This is a genomic window from Peribacillus sp. NPDC055009 (assembly GCF_053608705.1).
The window spans coordinates 532,268-552,242 of the sequence record NZ_JBSGVZ010000001.1; the positions used below are offsets into that span (position 1 = coordinate 532,268).

At 42.7% G+C, this 19,975-nt stretch carries 16 protein-coding genes; 13 read left to right on the top strand and 3 right to left on the bottom strand.

The genetic code is table 11. The annotated features are described in order from the left end of the window. The first annotated feature begins 158 nt into the window (after positions 1 to 158). Entirely contained in the window at positions 159 to 1,097 is a 939-nt protein-coding gene (locus ACWF5P_RS02680) for a DHH family phosphoesterase (RefSeq protein WP_434167531.1), read from the top strand. Positions 1,098 to 1,165: 68 nt separating this feature from the next. On the opposite strand, the gene ytrI is transcribed toward ACWF5P_RS02680, so the two are convergent. Together ytrI and ACWF5P_RS02690 are read right to left on the bottom strand one after the other, a co-directional pair. Beyond that, positions 1,166 to 1,669: a sporulation membrane protein YtrI gene (gene ytrI, locus ACWF5P_RS02685; RefSeq protein ID WP_434167530.1), complete on the bottom strand. Its 504-nt coding sequence runs from the start codon at positions 1,667 to 1,669 to the stop codon at positions 1,166 to 1,168. Next, a complete protein-coding gene (locus ACWF5P_RS02690) occupies positions 1,666 to 2,001 on the bottom strand; it encodes a YtrH family sporulation protein (protein WP_034309135.1) in 336 nt (111 codons plus the stop codon). The genes ytrI and ACWF5P_RS02690 overlap by 4 nt, the downstream gene beginning before the upstream one ends. 182 nt (positions 2,002 to 2,183) lie before the next feature. Here ACWF5P_RS02690 and dnaE point away from each other — a divergent pair, with 182 nt between their 5' ends. The 10 genes from dnaE to aceA all read left to right on the top strand — a co-directional run bounded on the left by dnaE (position 2,184) and on the right by aceA (position 16,366). Then, the gene (gene dnaE, locus ACWF5P_RS02695) at positions 2,184 to 5,543 is read left to right on the top strand and encodes a DNA polymerase III subunit alpha (RefSeq protein ID WP_452444563.1); all 3,360 of its coding nucleotides are present in this window, start codon (positions 2,184 to 2,186) and stop codon (positions 5,541 to 5,543) included. A 112-nt stretch (positions 5,544 to 5,655) separates the two neighbouring features. Continuing rightward, complete coding sequence (locus ACWF5P_RS02700) at positions 5,656 to 6,897, top strand: NAD(P)-dependent malic enzyme (protein WP_137018171.1); 1,242 nt, start codon at positions 5,656 to 5,658, stop codon at positions 6,895 to 6,897. A gap of 5 nt (positions 6,898 to 6,902) precedes the next feature. Next, complete coding sequence (locus ACWF5P_RS02705; RefSeq protein ID WP_101222915.1) at positions 6,903 to 7,532, top strand: FadR/GntR family transcriptional regulator; 630 nt, start codon at positions 6,903 to 6,905, stop codon at positions 7,530 to 7,532. A gap of 90 nt (positions 7,533 to 7,622) precedes the next feature. Continuing rightward, positions 7,623 to 8,486 (top strand): acetyl-CoA carboxylase, carboxyltransferase subunit beta, encoded by an 864-nt coding sequence (gene accD / locus ACWF5P_RS02710; protein WP_230176751.1) that lies wholly within the window; start codon positions 7,623 to 7,625, stop codon positions 8,484 to 8,486. Continuing rightward, positions 8,483 to 9,481, top strand: a complete 999-nt coding sequence (gene accA, locus ACWF5P_RS02715) for an acetyl-CoA carboxylase carboxyl transferase subunit alpha (protein WP_452444564.1) — start codon at positions 8,483 to 8,485, stop codon at positions 9,479 to 9,481. Before accD ends, accA begins: the two co-directional genes overlap by 4 nt. A gap of 278 nt (positions 9,482 to 9,759) precedes the next feature. Next, entirely contained in the window at positions 9,760 to 10,719 is a 960-nt protein-coding gene (gene pfkA, locus ACWF5P_RS02720; protein WP_101222912.1) for a 6-phosphofructokinase, read from the top strand. Between the two features lie 120 nt (positions 10,720 to 10,839). Then, positions 10,840 to 12,600, top strand: a complete 1,761-nt coding sequence (gene pyk, locus ACWF5P_RS02725) for a pyruvate kinase (RefSeq protein WP_101222911.1) — start codon at positions 10,840 to 10,842, stop codon at positions 12,598 to 12,600. Positions 12,601 to 12,681: 81 nt separating this feature from the next. Continuing rightward, positions 12,682 to 13,074 carry an FxsA family protein gene (locus tag ACWF5P_RS02730; RefSeq protein WP_034309123.1) on the top strand — a complete coding sequence of 131 codons (393 nt, stop codon included), beginning with the start codon at positions 12,682 to 12,684 and terminating at the stop codon, positions 13,072 to 13,074. A gap of 376 nt (positions 13,075 to 13,450) precedes the next feature. Beyond that, on the top strand, positions 13,451 to 15,043 hold the full coding sequence (gene aceB, locus ACWF5P_RS02735) for a malate synthase A (RefSeq protein WP_260358300.1): 1,593 nt from the start codon (positions 13,451 to 13,453) through the stop codon (positions 15,041 to 15,043). A 39-nt stretch (positions 15,044 to 15,082) separates the two neighbouring features. Continuing rightward, entirely contained in the window at positions 15,083 to 16,366 is a 1,284-nt protein-coding gene (gene aceA / locus ACWF5P_RS02740) for an isocitrate lyase (protein WP_101222909.1), read from the top strand. A gap of 87 nt (positions 16,367 to 16,453) precedes the next feature. Here aceA and ytvI read toward each other — a convergent pair whose 3' ends face one another. Beyond that, positions 16,454 to 17,578 carry a sporulation integral membrane protein YtvI gene (gene ytvI, locus ACWF5P_RS02745; RefSeq protein WP_434167528.1) on the bottom strand — a complete coding sequence of 375 codons (1,125 nt, stop codon included), beginning with the start codon at positions 17,576 to 17,578 and terminating at the stop codon, positions 16,454 to 16,456. A gap of 192 nt (positions 17,579 to 17,770) precedes the next feature. On the opposite strand from ytvI, the gene ACWF5P_RS02750 reads away from it, so the two are divergent. Both ACWF5P_RS02750 and citZ read left to right on the top strand, forming a co-directional pair. Continuing rightward, entirely contained in the window at positions 17,771 to 18,232 is a 462-nt protein-coding gene (locus ACWF5P_RS02750) for a DUF441 domain-containing protein (RefSeq protein ID WP_101222907.1), read from the top strand. Between the two features lie 538 nt (positions 18,233 to 18,770). Beyond that, complete coding sequence (gene citZ / locus ACWF5P_RS02755; protein ID WP_095390768.1) at positions 18,771 to 19,886, top strand: citrate synthase; 1,116 nt, start codon at positions 18,771 to 18,773, stop codon at positions 19,884 to 19,886. The last annotated feature ends 89 nt before the right edge of the window (positions 19,887 to 19,975 follow it).

Below are 19,975 nucleotides of genomic sequence, written 5' to 3' on the forward strand. Positions count from 1 at the left end.
TCCCCCAATTTAACATATGTACCTTTTTATTGTAGCGGGAAATGAAAGAGAATGCCACAGTAAACAAGATGAGTCTTCCTATTTCCGCAATTTTTTGATTAAATGAAATATATCATCTTTATTAGGCTCGATAATACATATGTTAAGGGGAGATCTATATGAAAGCTGAAATATTAGCAGATATAAAGCGTTATGACACTATCATTCTCCATCGTCATGTCCGTCCAGATCCGGACGCTTATGGTTCACAGGGGGGATTGGCGGAAATCCTGAAAGCATCTTTCCCCGAAAAGCGAATTTTTACGGTCGGGAAAGAAGAACCGTCATTGAATTACTTAAGAAGGCTTGATGTGATTTCGGATGATACATATCAAGGTGCTCTGGTAATCGTTTGTGATACCGCAAATACGGACCGGATTTGTGATGCACGGTACACAACGGGGGATAAACTGATTAAAATCGATCATCATCCCAATGAAGATCCATATGGCGATATGCGCTGGGTCGATACATCGGCAAGTTCGACAAGTGAAATGATTTATGATTTTTACCAGTTCGGGAAAGAGGAAGGCTTGAAGATGAGTGATGAAGCAGCACGCCTTCTATATGCAGGCATTGTTGGCGATACAGGTCGTTTCCTATTCCAAAGTACGACTGAAAAGACATTTGCCTATGCCAGTGAGTTGATTCACTACTCGTTCTCCCGCCCTCAGTTATATCAGGAAATGTATGACGTCGAGGAAAGCATAGTCCGGTTGAATGGCTATGTGCTGCAGCATTTTGAAATCCTTCCCTATGGCACAGGGAAAATGATCATCACAAAAGATATACTTGAAAAATTCCATGCTTCCACATCTGAGGCATCTCAGCTCGTTTCCTCACTCGGTTCCATTAAAAATGTTAAGTCTTGGGTCTTCTTCATTGAAGAGGATAAAGAAATCAGAGTCCGTTTCCGTTCTAAAGGACCAATCATCAATACGATTGCCCGGAAATATAACGGCGGAGGCCACCCGCTTGCAGCAGGGGCTTCGATTCATTCTTGGGATGAAGTGGATAATATCCTTGCCGACATGGAAGAGTTGAATAAAGCGGAATGAAAAAACTTAAAGACCAAATCGCATATGATTTGGTCTTTAAATTTAGTAGAAATCAATTAAGCCAACATCTAAGAAGTAGTCCTTTTTAGTTTGATTTCAATATTCATTTTCGTATAAAACATGATCTCGACGACTTCAAGTTGATAGCGCTTTTTATTGATGGTCACGATCTTATTTTCTATCGATTTTTTCAAAAGCACCTTTCCGTCATAAACACTGGCGACATCTTTGGCGAGAAGAGAGGAAAGGTCGTCCTCAATCACATCCTCCGCTTCTGCAATACTGAGCCGGTCCAGACTGTATTTTTCATTCGTGATGGTTACTTCCACTTCCTGAATCGTCAGGATATCCTCGTTTTTCTCATTCAATTTTTTATAATCCTGCTCCCAAATTGCGATTTCCCCGTTTAAATCCTTGATTTCTTCTCTTTGTTCGTGAAGGATCCGGATCTGCTTCTCCTGCTGAACACCATGCATATAAAAGAAAATAACCCAGCTGATCAATCCGCCAAGTGCGGCTCCGGCAAAAAAACGCTGCCAGGTGGGAGACCTGTGATAGGGAGGAATTCTCATGGTGAAATATGCTCTTGCGTGAACCAGTTTATGATCAGTGCTCCTGTCTGTGCCCCTCCAAGTGCAGATAGAATCAATAGGACCTGTTTGACTATATCCTTCGTTTCTCCGTGGAAAATACCGCGTTCAAAATTATAGACCATATCAAAAGTACCCCCGATCGCAGCGACAATGGCCCAAATACGAAGGCTGTCCGACAGCCGGAATACAGTCGTCATCGGGGCTTGTCCAGTAAAAAAAGCCGCGAGGCCCCCGATTATAGAGCCGCCAAGCAATACGCCAAGCGATATGAAAAAGCTGTTGAGAAAGGCTGGAACAAAGGCTTCATTCATATATCATCATCCTTTTTTGCTTGATATTCTTCTATTCCATTTATATGGGAAGTTCAGAGGTAATATGATAGTCGCAGGAAATCAGGAAGTTAAATTGCATTGGTAATGAGAACATATTTTCTTTTTTTGAAATAAACACTATAATGAAAAGAAACATGCCTTACAAAGGTGGGAGAAAAAACGTGTATACTCATCTCCATATTCAGAGCGGATACAGCCTGCTGACAAGTACGGTGAAGATCACTGAACTTGTGGCCAAAGCGAAAGCGGATGGCTGTACAAGTCTTGCCTTAACCGATCGAAATGTTATGTACGGTTCGGTCTATTTTTATAAAGAATGCAAGAGACAAGGTATAAAGCCGATCATCGGCATACTTGCGGATGTCCTTGATGAACGGGAATCGCCACATGGACTTCTTTTATTGGCAAAAAGTCTACAAGGATATCAAAACCTGCTTAAAATAAGCAGTGCCATAAAAACGAAATCCCCGTCAGGCATTCCGATGAATTGGCTAAAAGCCTATTCCAGGGGTTTGATTGCAATCACACCGGGTGCGGAGGGGCAAATAGAAACGCTATTGAGAGAAGAAAATCCTGAAGAAGCCAAACAGGCAGCAGGGCGATTTCTGCAAATTTTTGGTCATGATAATTTTTATATATCCTTACAGAGACTTTCGATTGCGGATGAGGAAAAATGTAACGAAGCCATAAGTCAGTTGGCGAGAGATTTAGAGATAAAGATTGTCGCGACGAATCCGGTCTATTATTTGAATGAAAGCGATGCACTCGCACAAGAAGTCCTGTTGGCAATTGGAAATGGCGACAAGCTGGCGGATGAGACGCATACGGTACTTGAATCAGATCAATTTTATTTGAAAAGCCGGGCTCAGATGGCAGAACTATTCCATGACAGACCGGATGCACTCGAAAATACACTACATATTGCCGCGCAATGCAATCTGGAAATCCCATTTCATCGTTCACTGCTGCCTAAGTACCCTACTGAAGATGGAGTAACAGCCGAGGAAATGCTCGAAGCCATCTGTTTCCAAGGGCTGAAGAAAAGATTGCCGGAGCCATCCATCCAATATGAAGAGCGCCTACGATATGAGCTGGATGTCATCACAAAGATGAAATTCAGCGATTACTTTTTAATCGTCTGGGATTTCATGAAATTCGCTAAGGACCATCAAATCCTTACTGGTCCTGGAAGGGGCTCTGCCGCCGGGTCGATGGTAGCTTATGTCCTGTCGATAACGGATGTCGATCCTATCGAACATTCCTTGCTGTTCGAGCGTTTCCTGAATCCGGAACGTGTCTCGATGCCGGATATCGACATTGACTTTCCGGATAACCGCCGCGAAGAAGTGATTGCCTATGTCGCGAAGAAGTACGGGGAACTTCATGTAGCACAAATCATTACATTCGGAACTTTGGCTGCCAAGGCTGCGTTAAGGGACACAGGACGTGTTTTCGGCTTGAATTCAAAGGAACAGGAAGCGGTATCGAAAATGATTCCAGGCCGTCTGGGCATCACGCTTCCCGAGGCTTTCAAGGAATCGAAAAGGCTCAGGGAATTCGTTAATGAGAGTGACCTGAATCAAAAACTTTTTCAAACCGCGTTATTGCTTGAAGGTCTGCCTCGCCATGCTTCGACTCATGCTGCCGGCGTCGTCATCAGCGACCAGGCACTGACCGAGCATATTCCGATTCAGGGAGGGCATGACGGAATCCATCTGACTCAATATCCAATGGACCTTCTCGAAGAACTGGGACTTCTTAAAATGGATTTTCTTGGACTTCGAAATTTAACGCTCATCGATAATATTCTAAATAACATTAAAAAGGGAACGGGGAAAAAGCTCGACTTGTCCCATATCCCTATGGATGACCCCGAGACGCTAGCCCTTTTAGGGAGAGGAGAAACAACCGGGGTGTTTCAATTCGAATCGGATGGCATCCGAAAGGTTTTGATAAAGCTGAAACCGAACCGATTCGAGGATATCGTCGCGGTCAATGCCCTATATCGTCCAGGTCCGATGGAAAATATACCGCTGTTCATCGAGAGAAAACATGGACTGGCTCAGATTGATTACCTTCACGAGGATTTGAAGGATATCCTCGAGCCTACTTACGGGGTCATCGTATATCAAGAACAAATCATGCAAATTGCCTCCCGCTTAGCCGGGTTTTCACTAGGGGAGGCTGACCTGCTCCGCCGTGCCGTTTCCAAGAAGAAGAAGGATGTTCTGGATCAAGAGCGGCAGCATTTCGTGAGCGGCTCATTGAAACAAGGATATTCCGAAAAAACGGCAGATGAGATTTATTCCTTGATTGTCCGCTTCGCTAACTACGGATTCAACCGAAGCCATGCGGTGGCGTATAGTTTCATCGCTTATCAGCTTGGTTACTTGAAAACTCACCATCCGGAATATTTCATGGCAGCACTCTTGACATCGGTCGTCGGGAATGATGAAAAGATTTCGCAATATATCCGTGAAGCAAAAAAGAAAGGTATATCGGTTCTGACTCCCTCGATTAACCGGAGCGGATACCCGTTTTTACCCGAAAAGGAAGGGATCCGTTATAGCCTTGGAGCCATAAAAGGGATAGGCGGTACGGTCCTGAAAGAAATATTTGCTGCGAGGAGGCAGAAGAAGTTCGCTGATTTATTCGATTTCTGTTTGCGCGTTTCAGGGAAAATCGTAAATAGGAAAGTGTTAGAGGCGCTTGTGCATTCAGGTGCATTTGATGAATTCGGTGAAGACCGGGCAACATTGTTGGCGAGCTTGGACGTAGCGATCAATCATACGGAATTGGTTAATCCGGATGATGACCTATTCGATATGTTTTCGGATGGTGAGTTTTCACTCAAACCGAAATACAACCGGGTCGATCCCATCCCTATCGAGCACAAACTCTCATTGGAAAAAAGCGCATTGGGCCTTTATCTATCGAATCATCCGGTGACAAGCTACAGAGAACTTTTTCAGCACTTCGGCTGCTTGACCATAGATGAAGCTACCGATAAAAAGGAATCAAAAGTCTTACTTGGCGCATACATTACGTCGGTTAAAACAATAAGGACAAAAAAGGGCGATGTGATGGCTTTCTTGAGCGTTAGTGATGAAGAGGGGGATATTGAAGCGGTCGTTTTTCCAAATGTTTATAAAAACCACTCTGCTGAATTAAATCATGGACAACTCGTTATGCTGCAAGGAACATTGGAAGAGCGGGATGGAAAAACACAGCTCCTGATCAGGAACGTTTACCCGCTTGAAAAAGTGAAGCAGATGAAAGAGGAACATAACGGAACGATATTCCTGAAAATTGAGGCCGGCAAGCAAACGAAGGATACACTGCAAAAAATAAAAAAAATTTTAATGCAGCATAGCGGTGAAACCAAGGTCATGCTTTTTTACGAGAGGGAAAACCGCTATGTACAGCTATCTTATTGGGATTGGGTCAATCCTTCAGATAGTCTGATGCAGGCATTATTTGACTTGGTTGGAAAAGGGAATGTGGTTTACAAGAAAGAATAACTGTTTTACAACTTTAATAGTTATGTTATATTGAAAACAGGCCGCTGTGGTCTGACCACTAGATTTCAGCATATAAGATATGGGTTATCCAATTTGTTTTAGGAGTGAAACTATGACATTAAGAGAAGAAGCATTACATATGCACCGCTTGAATCAAGGGAAATTAGAAACAGTTTCGAAAGTACCGGTAAGGAATGCAGTAGATTTAAGCCTGGCTTATTCTCCTGGTGTCGCAGAACCGTGTAAAGATATTTACGATAAGCCGGAAACCGTCTATGACTATACAATGAAGGGGAATACTGTTGCCGTTATTTCTGATGGAACGGCTGTGTTGGGACTTGGAAACATCGGTCCGGAAGCTGCTATGCCGGTTATGGAAGGGAAAGCCGTTTTATTTAAAAGTTTCGCTGGAGTGGACGCTTTCCCAATCTGTTTAAAAACGACGGATGTGGACAAAATTGTAGAGACCGTTAAATTACTCGAACCTACTTTCGGTGGAGTGAACTTAGAGGACATAGCCGCACCAAATTGTTTTGAAATTGAAGAACGACTCAAGAAAGAAATGAATATCCCTGTTTTTCATGATGATCAGCACGGTACAGCCATTGTTACTGTTGCCGGTCTTGTGAACGCGTTACGACTTGTGAATAAATCAATGTCGGAAATTAAAGTGGTGGCGAATGGAGCAGGCGCTGCGGGCATTGCCATCATTAAATTGCTTTATAGCTATGGAGTTCGTGACATCATCATGTGTGATACGAAGGGTGCCATTTATGAGGGCCGTTCGACAGGTATGAATGATACAAAAGAACAAGTGGCGAAAGTCACAAATCGAAATAAGGTTTCAGGACCTTTGGAAACTGTCATTCAAAACGCTGATGTATTTATCGGTGTTTCTGCCGCAGGTGCATTGACAAAAGAAATGGTTTCTTCGATGAATCGGGATGCGATCATTTTCGCGATGGCTAATCCAGATCCGGAAATCATGCCGGAAGATGCGAAAGCAGCGGGTGCCAAGGTTGTAGGAACGGGCCGTTCGGATTTCCCGAATCAGGTCAATAACGTCCTAGCTTTCCCAGGGATTTTCCGTGGTGCCTTGGATGTACGTGCAACACATATCAATGAAAAAATGAAGGTTGCAGCAGTACAAGCCATTGCCGGTTTAATACAGGAACATGAGTTAAACGAAGACTACGTTATCCCTGCTCCATTTGATGAGAGGGTAGCACCTGCCGTTGCGGCTGCTGTTGCCAAGGCAGCGATGGAAACGGGAGTGGCTAGAATTAATGTGAATCCCGAGGAAATTAAAGAAAAAACAAGGAAATTAGCGATCATTGGAAAAAGTGAGGAATAATTAATTTGGCAGGTCGTACATCTTCATCCAAAATTTATCTCGATGTAGTTGAGAGCCTACGTAGCATGATTGAAGCGGACAGCCTCCTGCCGGGAGATAAAATCCCATCAGAACGGGAGTTATCGGATCGTTTTAATGTAGGCCGTTCCTCTGTCCGTGAAGCATTGCGTGCCTTAGAGCTATTAGGATTAATAGAAACAAGGCGTGGTGAAGGGACGTTTATCAGGGATTTCCAGGAGCATAAGCTAGTCGAGCTTCTGGGAACCTTTTTTTTGCAAGATAAAAAAGTACAAGAAGATTTGTCTGAGACGAAAAGGCTGATTGAAATTGACTGTTTGCGGATCGTCGCCTTTTTCGCTACGGCTGAGGACATCAAAAGATTAATGGTCTGGGTCAAGGCGGATGAGTTTCATGATGATGATTTCTTCTTAAGGATTGCCATTTTGAATCGCAATCGATTGCTGGAAAGAATTTGGCGCATTGTCAACAGCTATGCTAGAACATCAGAGATGGTACAGGGTAATGTGAAAAAAGAAGACTATCTGTCACTTCTTACATATTTGCTCGAACGTGATGAAGAAAAAGCCATCGAAACGTATCTTATTAGAATTAGAAATATGTCGAAGGACGAGTGACACCTTTTTACACGATACTAATTTTATTTCTGATATAGTTTGTACCAAGTATCATAAAATAGATAATTGGTGGTAAAGGGAGGATTAAGCTTGCTTAAAGAGCTATTTGCGAAGTCTAAGAAGAAATATGCAACGGTTCCTTTAGATCGGGAGAAACAAGATGTACCAGAAGGAATCATGACAAAGTGCACCGGCTGTAAAAAAATCATGTATACAAAAGAATTGGTGAAAAACAAGAAAGTTTGTTTACATTGCGGGCACCACCATCCGATGTCTTCCCATGAGCGCATCGAATTTTTATTCGACGCCGGCAGTTTTAATGAATTTGATAAAGAAATGATTTCAGTTAACCCGCTTGAATTTCCGGATTATCTGGAAAAGTTGGAAAAAGATAGAAAGAAAGCCAAGATTAATGAGGCGGTTGTAACAGGAGTTGGAAGCATCAATGGGTACCAAGTTTCAACAGCCATAATGGATTCGAATTTCCGGATGGGGAGCATGGGATCCGTTGTTGGGGAAAAAATTACCCGTGCCATTGAACGTGCAGGTGAGTTGAAGATTCCGTTCATCATTTTTACCGCATCAGGCGGCGCTCGGATGCAGGAGGGTGTTTTAAGCTTGATGCAAATGGCAAAGACAAGTGCAGCACTCAAGATATTCAGCAATGAAGGTGGACTGATCATATCAATGATGACCCATCCTACCACAGGCGGGGTTTCGGCAAGTTTCGCGTCACTTGGCGATATTAATCTAGCCGAGCCTGGAGCCCTTATTGGTTTTGCGGGAAGAAGGATCATTGAACAGACGATCCATGAAGAGCTTCCTGAAGATTTCCAAACGGCTGAATTCTTGATGAAGCACGGCCAATTGGATGCGGTCGTCAAACGTACGGAAATGAAGGAAACCTTGACGACGATCCTTAAAATCCATGCCCCGGGCGGTGAATGGTTATGATTTACGAATTGGAGTTCGAGCGTCCCATTACGGACCTGAGAAATAAGATTAAAGAGCTAAAGTCAATTTCGAAGGATGCTGATGTAGATCTTACAGCTGAAATCGAAACATTGGAAAAGCGTTTAGAGAAGCTGGAAGTGGATATTTATAACCATCTTAAACCGTGGGATCGTGTTCAGATTGCCCGGCATCCAGTACGTCCGACTACGCTTGATTACATTCCGCTATTATTCAATGACTTCATCGAGTTTCATGGTGATCGTTATTATGGGGATGATGAAGCGATTGTCGCTGGAATCGCGGAATTTGATGGACTTGCCGTGACGGTCATCGGCCATCAACGAGGTAAGGATACGAAGGAAAACATCCGTCGTAACTTTGGTATGCCCCATCCTGAAGGCTACCGAAAAGCATTGCGTCTGATGAAACAGGCTGAAAAATTCAACCGGCCGATCATTTGTTTCATTGATACGAAGGGAGCTTTCCCTGGTAAAGCTGCTGAAGAGCGCGGGCAAAGTGAAGCCATTGCGAAAAACCTATTCGAAATGGCAGGGCTGAAGGTACCGGTAATCAGTATAGTCATCGGTGAAGGTGGAAGCGGAGGTGCATTGGCACTTGGCGTCGGAGACCGAATTTTCATGCTTGAGAACTCAACATATTCGGTAATTTCCCCAGAAGGGGCTGCAGCCTTGCTGTGGAAGGATGCCTCCCAGGCTAAGAGGGCTGCGGAATCGATGAAAATCACGGCTCCCGACTTAAACCGCTTAGGAGTCATTGATGAGATCATTCCTGAAGTGAGGGGCGGCGCCCATCGGGATTCGAATTTACAGGCTGAAGCCATCAAGGATATCCTGAAACGTTCATTCAAGGAACTTCTGCCATTGAATAGTGATGATCTTATCAACCGGCGTTATATGAAATTCAAGAAAATCGGTGAATATGAATTTGCAAAACAACCTGAGGGCGAACCTAAGGAAGTGGAACAGCATTCATAAACACATTTTGTAAATGGAAAAACGTGCTGCCTGGGGCAACACGTTTTTTCATCCTTTCATGGCACATATGTATTCATTACCGAAACGAGTAAAGAATATGGTTTGTGTGTAGAATGTAAACTTTTACGCCATTTTACTTCAATTTCTGAAGAGAATCGGTTAGGCTTATAACATCAAGTGAGCATAAGTGAAACAAGTACTGCTTATTGAGGCATGAAAAAGGGTACAATGATATAATGGAGCTTGAAATTGATTAGTGCTGTAGAGAGGTGACATTTATGAAAAGAATAGGTGTATTGACAAGTGGAGGAGATTCTCCAGGAATGAATGCGGCAGTCCGAGCAGTTGTCCGGAAAGCAATTTTTCATGAAATTGAGGTCTTCGGGATTTATCATGGTTATCAGGGTCTAATAAATGGAAATATAAAGAAGCTAGAACTTGGGTCGGTCGGGGATATCATCCATCGAGGCGGCACGATGTTACATACGGCTCGCTGTCCGGAATTTAAGACAGAGGAAGGCCAGCTGAAAGCGATTGAACAATTGAATAAACTTGGTATCGAGGGCATTGTCATAATTGGTGGCGATGGTTCTTACCGCGGAGCGAAAGCTTTAACGGAAAGGGGCTTTCCTTGTATCGGAGTTCCTGGAACAATTGATAATGACATACCGGGTACGGACTTTACGATTGGTTTCGATACGGCCCTGAATACAGTCATCGATGCTATCGATAAAATTCGGGATACGGCTACTTCTCATGAAAGGACTTATGTAGTTGAAGTGATGGGAAGAGATGCCGGCGATATTGCGCTTTGGGCTGGATTGGCTGGCGGAGCTGAAACGATTCTTTGTCCTGAATATGAATATGAAATAGATGATTTGATTGGAAAACTGAACCGCGGACATGACCGAGGGAAAAAGCACAGTATCATCATAGTAGCTGAAGGTGTTGGAAGTGCCGTTGATATCTCCAGGAGTATTGAGGCGAAAGCAGGAATTGAAACCCGTGTAACTGTCCTGGGCCATGTTCAGCGCGGGGGATCTCCTTCGGCTAATGACCGGGTATTGGCAAGCCGCCTTGGAGCAAAAGCGGTTGAATTGCTTCTTGAAGGAAAAGGAGGCAGGGCTGTAGGGATAGAACAAAATCAACTTGTTGATTATGATATCATCGAAGCCCTTGCTAAACCGCATACAATTGACAAGAAGATGTATGATTTATCTGCAGAGCTATCGATTTAATCATTATTGATAGGAATTGCTTTTTAAAGAATTGGGTATTTAAATAGAGGACATAAAACACTGCGCCCCTGTCTTCAAAAGGTGGACAGGCGGCGAGTTTTCCTTAAAGGAGGATGACACATGCGTAAAACCAAGATTGTTTGTACGATTGGACCCGCGAGTGAAAGTATAGAAAAGCTGGTTCAATTAATAGAAGCAGGGATGAATGTGGCACGTCTTAACTTTTCTCATGGAAATCATGAAGAACATGCCGCTAGAATTCGCAATATAAGGGAAGCTAGCGAAAAAGCGGGTAAACAGGTTGCCATCCTGTTGGATACAAAAGGACCTGAAATACGAACAAATAATATGGAAAATGATTCTATAGAGCTTGTAGCCGGCAATGAAGTCATTATTTCCATGAATGAAGTCCTGGGAACACCTGAAAAATTCTCCATTACCTATGAAGGGCTTCTGCATGATGTCCACCCAGGATCTAAAATCCTTTTGGATGATGGATTGATCGGGCTTGAAGTGTTGAAGATAGATCAGGTAAGAAAAGAAATCCATACGAAGATCTTGAATAGCGGTACACTCAAGAACAAAAAAGGCGTGAATGTTCCTGGGGTTTCGGTAAACCTGCCTGGCATAACGGAGAAAGATGAACAGGATATCCTTTTTGGAATCGAACAGGGTATCGACTTCATTGCTGCCTCATTTGTACGCAGAGCTTCCGACGTGCTTGAAGTTAGTGAATTATTACAGCAAAATGGAGCGGAACATATTCAAATCATCCCAAAAATCGAAAATCAAGAGGGCGTAGACCGTCTTGATGAAATTTTGGAAGTTTCAGATGGCTTGATGGTAGCACGTGGAGACTTGGGAGTGGAAATTCCTGCAGAAGAAGTGCCATTAGTCCAAAAACAAATGATCAAAAAATGTAATAATGCTGGGAAACCAGTCATAACGGCTACACAAATGCTCGATTCGATGCAGCGTAACCCAAGGCCGACCCGTGCAGAAGCAAGTGACGTGGCCAATGCCATATTTGATGGAACGGATGCAATCATGCTTTCTGGCGAAACAGCTGCTGGAACCTATCCTGTCGAAGCGGTGCAAACGATGCATAACATTGCTTCACGTGCTGAAACTGCCCTTGATTATCGGGATATATTATCAGTCAGAAGCAAAGTGAACCGTCATAATGTCACTGATGCCATTGGCCAATCCGTTGCCCATACAGCGCTTAATCTTAATGCAGGGGCAATCATCACCCCTACGGAAAGCGGCCATACGGCAAGGATGATTTCCAAATACCGCCCTAAAGCACCGATCATTGCGGTTACATCCAATGATCATGTTACAAGAGGGCTTGCATTGGTTTGGGGAGTCTATCCGCAGATTGGTCCAAAAGCAACGACTACCGATGAAATGCTTCAAACCGCAATAGATGAAAGCTTGCATTCTGGCTTAGTTTCCCATGGGGATTTAGTCGTCATTACAGCCGGTGTGCCTGTAGGTGAAACAGGTACGACTAACTTGATGAAAATTCATGTGTTAGGAGAGGTTCTTTTGAAGGCTCAAGGAATCGGCAGGAAATCAGCTAAAGGTGAAGTGGTTATCGCTAAGAATGCCAAGGAAGCTTTGGAAAAAGTGACGGAAGGCTCTGTATTGGTTACGATCGGTTCGGACCGCGAAATGATGCCGGCGATTGAAAAGTGTGCGGCATTGATTACGGAAGAAGGCGGTTTGACAAGCCATGCAGCTGTTGTAGGAGTCACATTGGGCATACCGGTCATCGTTGGGGCGGAGGACGCGACCAAGGTTTTCAAGGATGGTCAAAGAATAACAGTCGATGCAGGTCGCGGAGTCATTTATGATGGACATGCCAACGTACTGTAAAACGAAATTTTGGCTGATTCCGTGCCAATGAGGTAAGATGGATGTACCGCACCAGAAATGGGCTGTGCAGGAGGAATGTAGATGAAATATTTTTTAATGTTTATCATTGCGATGCCGGTCGTTGAAATTATTGTCCTTTTGCTGTCAGGCAATCTGATTGGTTTTTGGCCAACGCTGTTCCTGATTGTAGCCACAGGCTTGATCGGAGCCTATTTGGCTAAACGGCAAGGGATGGAAACATGGAAAAAGGCACAGGAACAGATTCGTTACGGAATGATGCCAGGAAATGAAATCATTGATGGAATCTGTATCTTTATCGGAGCTGCACTGTTGCTGTCCCCTGGGCTCATCTCGGATATCATGGGATTGATCCTTGTGTTTCCGCCAACCCGGAATCTCCTCAAACCGATTGTTATCCGATTTATCATGAACAGAATGAATAAAGGGAAAGTTACCATCATTCGGCATAAATAATATAAGGCTGTCTAAAGGCTCAAGCTTTTAGGCAGCCTTTTTGGTCTGGAAAAAAGGTCAAACAAAAGCATCCAAGTTTTTTATAGGGTGCTTTTTTGCTTTCATTAAAATGGAGTTTCAATGTAAATGGATTTTCGCTGTTTCACCATAAAATGATGATTTCCATGAGAATGACATGTGTATAATAACAGGATTTAAAAATTATTAACTCCTTGGAAACATTGGTAAAACAGGCTTTTCCATGCTAAAAAATCTTTTTTTAGATTTTTTAGAAAAAACTGGTGACAAAATTATACAACGTGTTATATAATACAAACAGGAAATAAAACAACTGTATTATAACATAGAAGAGTTGGAAAGGATGTGGAGAGGCAACATGATTACGGAAGCAAAAGGCTTACAAATTACAGGCAGCATTAAGCCAGGATATGAACAAATACTTACAACGGATGCTCTTCAATTCATTGGAAGAATTGAAAGGCATTTCAGTGGAAGAAGGGCAGAACTTCTGGAACGGCGGAAAAGCGTTCAGGAAGAACTGAATCAAGGCAAGCTTCCTGATTTCCTTGAAGAAACGAAGCATATTCGTGAAAGTGATTGGACAATTGCGGCCCTCCCGAATGATTTACAGGACCGCAGGGTTGAAATCACTGGACCTGTCGATCGTAAAATGATCATTAATGCCATGAACTCAGGTGCCAATGTATTCATGGCGGACTTTGAAGATGCCAATTCACCCACTTGGGAGAATTGCATTGATGGTCAATTGAATCTGCGCGATGCAATCCGCGGAACCATCTCATTTAAAAATCCAAATGGCAAAGTATATGAATTAAATGAAAGAACAGCTGTCTTAAAAGTAAGGCCGCGCGGCTGGCATTTAGAGGAAAAACATGTCCTTTTGGATGGACAGCCTATATCAGCCAGCATTTTTGACTTTGGACTGTACTTTTACCACAATGCAAAAGCATTGATTGAAAAACAAAGCGGTCCATACTTTTACTTACCAAAATTGGAAAGCCATCTCGAAGCAAGATTATGGAATGAAATATTCGTATATGCACAGAACGATTTGAGAATTCCGCAAGGAACAATCAAGGCAACGGTCTTGATAGAAACGATTCTTGCTGCATTCGAAATGGACGAAATTCTGTACGAGCTGAAAGAACATTCGGCAGGCCTGAACTGTGGCCGCTGGGACTATATCTTTAGTTTCCTGAAAAAATTCCGTCACTCGGATGATGTTATCTTCCCAGACAGGCAGCAGGTCACGATGACCGTCCCGAATATGAGGGCGTATTCCTTACTGGCAATCAAAACATGTCACACTCGTAATGCTCCTGCAATTGGCGGGATGGCCGCGCAAATTCCTGTTAAAAATGATCCGGTTAAGAACGATGAGGCTTTTGCGAAAGTAAGGGCAGATAAAGAACGCGAAGCAAGAGACGGTCATGATGGAACATGGGTTGCCCACCCAGGTATGGTAAGCACGGCAAAAGAGGTTTTTGACCTGCTCGTCCCAAAACCGAATCAAATTTTCCGAAAACGGGAAGATGTCCATGTAACAGCTCAAGAGCTGCTTGCTGTACCGGAAGGAACGATTACAGAGGCAGGATTAAGGACGAATATTAACGTAGGCATCCAATATATCGCCTCTTGGCTAAGCGGCAGAGGTGCGGCACCCATCAATAACTTAATGGAGGATGCTGCAACCGCTGAAATTTCAAGGGCTCAAGTCTGGCAATGGATCCGTCATCCAAAAGGCATTCTCGAAGATGGCAGGAAAATAACCGAGGAATTATTCCATCAAATCAAAGAAGAAGAATTGGCGGTCATTAAATCGGAAGTAGGGGAAGAAACTTTCATATCAGGAAAGTTTGAAGAGTCTACTAAACTATTTGAACAATTGATTGAAGCGGATGACTTTGCAGATTTCTTAACCAACGCGGCATATGAAAAATTATCTTAATATTCAAAAAAATATAATATAAATTAGGAGGAAATAATGATGATGAATGAGAGAGCGCAAAAATTACAACAAAGCTGGGAAAATGACTCACGGTGGACTGGAATCAAGCGTCCTTATACGGCAGAAGAAGTTATTAAACTAAGGGGTTCCATCGATATTGAACAAACATTAGCACGCCGTGGTTCTGAAAAACTGTGGAATCTATTAAATACAGAGGATTTCATCAATGCATTAGGAGCATTGACTGGTAACCAAGCCATGCAGCAGGTGAAAGCTGGTTTAAAAGCAATCTACTTAAGCGGCTGGCAAGTGGCGGCAGATGCTAACATCGCAGGGCAAATGTACCCTGATCAAAGTTTATATCCAGCCAACTCCGTACCGCAAGTGGTTAAACGCATTAATCAGACACTTCAGCGTGCAGACCAAATCAGCTTTGCTGAAGGAAAAGATGATATCGATTGGTTCGCACCAATCGTGGCAGATGCTGAAGCAGGCTTTGGCGGTTCCCTTAACGTCTTCGAATTAATGAAAGGCATGATCGAAGCTGGAGCGGCAGGAGTTCACTTTGAAGACCAGCTTTCTTCCGAGAAAAAATGTGGTCACCTAGGCGGTAAAGTCCTTCTTCCAACCCAAACGGCAGTACGCAATTTAGTTTCCGCCCGATTGGCAGCCGATGTAATGGGTACACCGACTATCTTGATTGCCCGTACGGATGCTGATGCTGCAGATTTGATCACTGATGATATTGATCCGGTCGATGCACCATTCATCACGGGTGAAAGGACTCCGGAAGGATTCTACCGCACGAACGCAGGTCTTGACCAAGCAATTGCAAGAGGTCTTGCTTATGCTCCATATGCCGACCTTATCTGGTGTGAGACTTCTGAACCTAATCTAGCGGATGCTCGCCGCTTTGCCGAAGCGATCCATGCAGAGTTCCCGGGCAAACTGCTTGCTTACAATTGTTCACCATCATTTAACTGGAAAGCGAAATTAAGTGATGAAGAGATTGCCAATTATCAAGTGGAATTGGGTAAATTGGGTTACAAATTCCAATTCGTTACACTTGCAGGCTTCCATTCATTGAACCATAGCATGTTCAATCTTGCTCTTGGTTATAAAGACCGCGGCATGGCTGCATACTCAGAACTTCAACAAGCGGAGTTCGCTAGTGAGCCAGACGGCTATACAGCAACACGTCATCAGCGTGAAGTGGGAACTGGTTACTTTGATGAAGTGGCACAAGTCGTTTCTGGTGGAACATCATCCACAACAGCACTTGCAGGTTCCACTGAAACAGAACAATTCGAGACGTCAAAATAATTTTAGCTTAAAACCAAAGATCCGCCTTGTACCCGAGGCGGATTTTTAAATGGAAATCGGTGAATGCTAAGGATATTCTTGATCAACTTAAGTTGTTTTCTTTGTATCCCCGATGATGAAAGTCCATATGGCCTTGAAGACATTTGCACGCTGAAGTGTATTGAATATGACAAGCACTACAGGTCCTGCAATCAAACCTAGGAAACCGATCAATTTGAAGCCTATGAACAAGGCGATGAGAGTGGCAAGCGGATCCAAACCAATACTGGAAGAAAGTACTTTTGGTTCTATTAGCTGACGTTGGACAACGACGATTATGTAAAGGACGGACAAACCGATTGCGAGACTTGTATTACCGGCGATGAATTCAAAGATGATCCATGGAATGAAAATCGTACCTGTCCCTAAATAGGGGATGATATCGACCAGCCCGCATATCAAGGCAATGGTAATTGAATAATTCACCCCTAAAATGAGAAATCCGATTAAAATCGTGACAGTCGTCAATGAAACAAGAGTGAATTGTGCCCGGATAAACCCGAACAAAGCCCTTTTTAAATCCTTGAATAAACGCTTTGCACCTGCAAAAATCTTATCAGGCAACACTTTTCCGGTCATTCGGCTAAAGGTATCCCAATCTTTACTGATGAAGAAAGTGCCCAGCAGGGTAAAAAGGAGTGCCGTTGCTGTAGTTGGAAACCATCCGATGATTGTGGGGATGTTCTTCAAGAAAGCTTGAATGAAGCCGCTTACTCCGGTAGTGATGGACTCACCGATATTTTGGATGTTCTTGAGGACGGTGTCTTGCTGTTCGATATCCAAATTATTGAACATGGCAGCTATTTGATTATATAAAGGGATGATGGTGGACGCTATGTATGTTTCTATATAATCCACTATGGTTTCAATGTGTTTCGGGATGACTCCGGCAAGGTAATTGGTTCCTGAAATGATCTCGGCAACCAGTAAAGTGATAAGACCTGCAAATAAAAGGAAAATGAGTAACAGGGAAACGAATACAGCCAATCCTCGGGGCAGCCTCCCTTTCCTTTCGAAAAAAGTGACCAGGGGATTCATCAAGAAAGCGATTATCATGGCAATGATGAATGGATATGTATATTTAGATAAATAAAACACGGCAATCCCGCCTAAAATTACCCCTCCAACGACCAGTAAAGAGCGAATGAAACGATACATATATACCGGATTCAAGTCATATCCTCCTTCAATCATAAAGTTTGTATTATAATTGTAACGATGATGGAAAAGAAAGGAAAGATTCTTTCATCTTTCGGCTTAACTTTTTTCGCCGATACATCGTTCCATAAATCATTTTTCTCCTAGGAAACAAGGGAGTTTGTTATGTTAAAATAACAAAAAAGAAAGGAAGAAGGTGAAGGGATAATGATCAACGGTCCTGTCGTATTTTTAATTCTGCTTGCTGCAATAGGTTGGTTTGGGAAAAATACTTCACTGATCATGGCTGCGGGTTTTCTTTTAATCATGAAACTGATTGGCCTTGATGCCAAAGTGTTTCCATACCTGGAAGCGAAAGGAATCAACCTGGGCGTTACGATCATTACGATTTCCGTACTGATACCAATAGCAAACGGGGCGATAGGTTTCAAGGAACTAGGAGACGCGATAAAATCTCCTTATGCCTGGATTGCGCTTGCATCTGGAATAGCCGTTGCGCTCATAGCAAAAAATGGGATTACGCTCCTATCACATGATCCGCACATTACCACGGCTCTTGTTTTTGGGACGATTCTTGCGGTCGCATTATTCAAAGGTGTGGCTGTCGGTCCGTTAATCGGGGCGGGAATTGCTTATTTATGCATGCAGATATTCAATTTCTTTAAATGAAGCGAATGGCTAATGGCAGAAAAGTCCGTCAGTCCCGGGAATATAAATTTTCTATTTAATGTTTCATTTATTCTGCCTTGGGGCAAATTTTCAAAAAACCGTATTGAATCGCATTAAAATAAGCAAGAGAATATGTAGCTAATTTTTCTAATAAAATAATAATTTTTTCACATTTTAAGTGCTTTTCATTCCCAAAAAAGTGTTTATTGTTTATAATAATCATGTAACTGCTCTGATTTATTAAAATTGGGATTCGGAATATCATTGATATTTTTGAGGAATCTTAAAAAAAAGATGTAGTTATTGAGCAAGCGCTCACTAGGAATAGCTACAAGCATTATTTTTAGAATTTCGTATTAAAGATTATCGTACATTTTATATTGTTGGGGTCATATTCTGTGAACGCTTCCAATACAAGGTGTATGTCTTCTGCTAAAAAATAGATGGTTGTTTACAAAAGCTAATTTCTTGGAAGCGCTACATTTATACGCTAATAGCAAGGGCATAGGGGAATATCTAGGAAAAGGAGAGATTTAGTATGACAGCAACAAAAGGTCTTGAAGGTGTGGTAGCAACAACTTCATCAGTAAGCTCCATTATCGATGACACATTAACGTATGTAGGATATGACATCGATGATTTAGCTTCAAACGCAACATTCGAGGAAGTAATCTATCTTTTATGGCACGGAGCTCTTCCGAACAAAAGCCAACTAGAAGAATTAACTAAACAACTTGCTGAAAATGCTGAAATTCCAGCTGAAGTGGTTAATCACTTCAAAACATACCCAATTGATAAAGTACATCCAATGGGAGCTCTTCGCACTGCAGTATCTCTACTTGGTCTTTATGATGAAGAAGCAGATGTAATGAGTGAAGACGCTAACTATCGTAAAGCAATCCGCATCCAAGCAAAAATCCCTACATTGGTAACAACTTTCGCTCGCGTCCGTCAAGGGAAAGAAGCTGTTGCTCCACGTACAGATTTAAGCTTTGCTGCTAACTTCTTATATATGTTAAGCGGTAACGAACCAACGGCAATCGAAGAAGAAGCATTCAACAAAGCATTGGTTCTTCATGCTGACCATGAATTAAACGCTTCTACATTCACTGCACGCGTTTGTGTGGCTACATTAGCTGATATCTATTCTGGTGTAACTGCTGCGATCGGCGCTTTAAAAGGCCCTCTTCACGGCGGAGCTAACGAACAAGTCATGAAAATGCTTACAGAAATTGGTTCAGTTGATAACGTTGAGCCATATATCAACGAAAAATTAGCCAATAAAGAAAAAATCATGGGCTTTGGCCACCGTGTATACCGTAAAGGTGATCCTCGTGCTAAACACCTTAAAGAAATGTCACAAAAACTGACTGAACTTACTGGACAACCGCAATATTATGATATGTCCATCAAAATTCATGAAATCGTAACCGGTCAAAAGAACCTTCCGCCGAACGTGGATTTCTATTCTGCTTCTGTATACCATAGTTTAGGTATCGAGCATGACCTATTTACACCAATCTTTGCTGTAAGCCGTGCTTCAGGCTGGATCGCTCATATCCTTGAGCAATATTCAAACAACCGCCTTATCCGTCCGCGTGCAGAGTATGTTGGACCAGGTATGCAAAAATACGTACCGATTGAAAACCGCTAATTTAAATTTTTTCGAAAAATCATTTTTTATTTCATCGAATTTGTAGTAAATTAATAGATGTGAGTAAAAAAGGTTAGTGGTTCTGCCTT

Bases quoted from the DNA above. Each gene is read 5' to 3' on its own strand.
- aceB (WP_260358300.1), top strand. From the start codon at position 13,451: ATGATTACGGAAGCAAAAGGCTTACAAATTACAGGCAGCATTAAGCCA.
- ACWF5P_RS02750 (WP_101222907.1), top strand. From the start codon at position 17,771: ATGATCAACGGTCCTGTCGTATTTTTAATTCTGCTTGCTGCAATAGGT.
- accA (WP_452444564.1), top strand. From the start codon at position 8,483: ATGATTTACGAATTGGAGTTCGAGCGTCCCATTACGGACCTGAGAAAT.
- aceA (WP_101222909.1), top strand. From the start codon at position 15,083: ATGATGAATGAGAGAGCGCAAAAATTACAACAAAGCTGGGAAAATGAC.
- ytrI (WP_434167530.1), bottom strand. From the start codon at position 1,669: ATGAGAATTCCTCCCTATCACAGGTCTCCCACCTGGCAGCGTTTTTTT.
- ACWF5P_RS02700 (WP_137018171.1), top strand. From the start codon at position 5,656: ATGACATTAAGAGAAGAAGCATTACATATGCACCGCTTGAATCAAGGG.
- ACWF5P_RS02730 (WP_034309123.1), top strand. From the start codon at position 12,682: ATGAAATATTTTTTAATGTTTATCATTGCGATGCCGGTCGTTGAAATT.
- ACWF5P_RS02690 (WP_034309135.1), bottom strand. From the start codon at position 2,001: ATGAATGAAGCCTTTGTTCCAGCCTTTCTCAACAGCTTTTTCATATCG.
- citZ (WP_095390768.1), top strand. From the start codon at position 18,771: ATGACAGCAACAAAAGGTCTTGAAGGTGTGGTAGCAACAACTTCATCA.
- pyk (WP_101222911.1), top strand. From the start codon at position 10,840: ATGCGTAAAACCAAGATTGTTTGTACGATTGGACCCGCGAGTGAAAGT.
- pfkA (WP_101222912.1), top strand. From the start codon at position 9,760: ATGAAAAGAATAGGTGTATTGACAAGTGGAGGAGATTCTCCAGGAATG.
- ACWF5P_RS02680 (WP_434167531.1), top strand. From the start codon at position 159: ATGAAAGCTGAAATATTAGCAGATATAAAGCGTTATGACACTATCATT.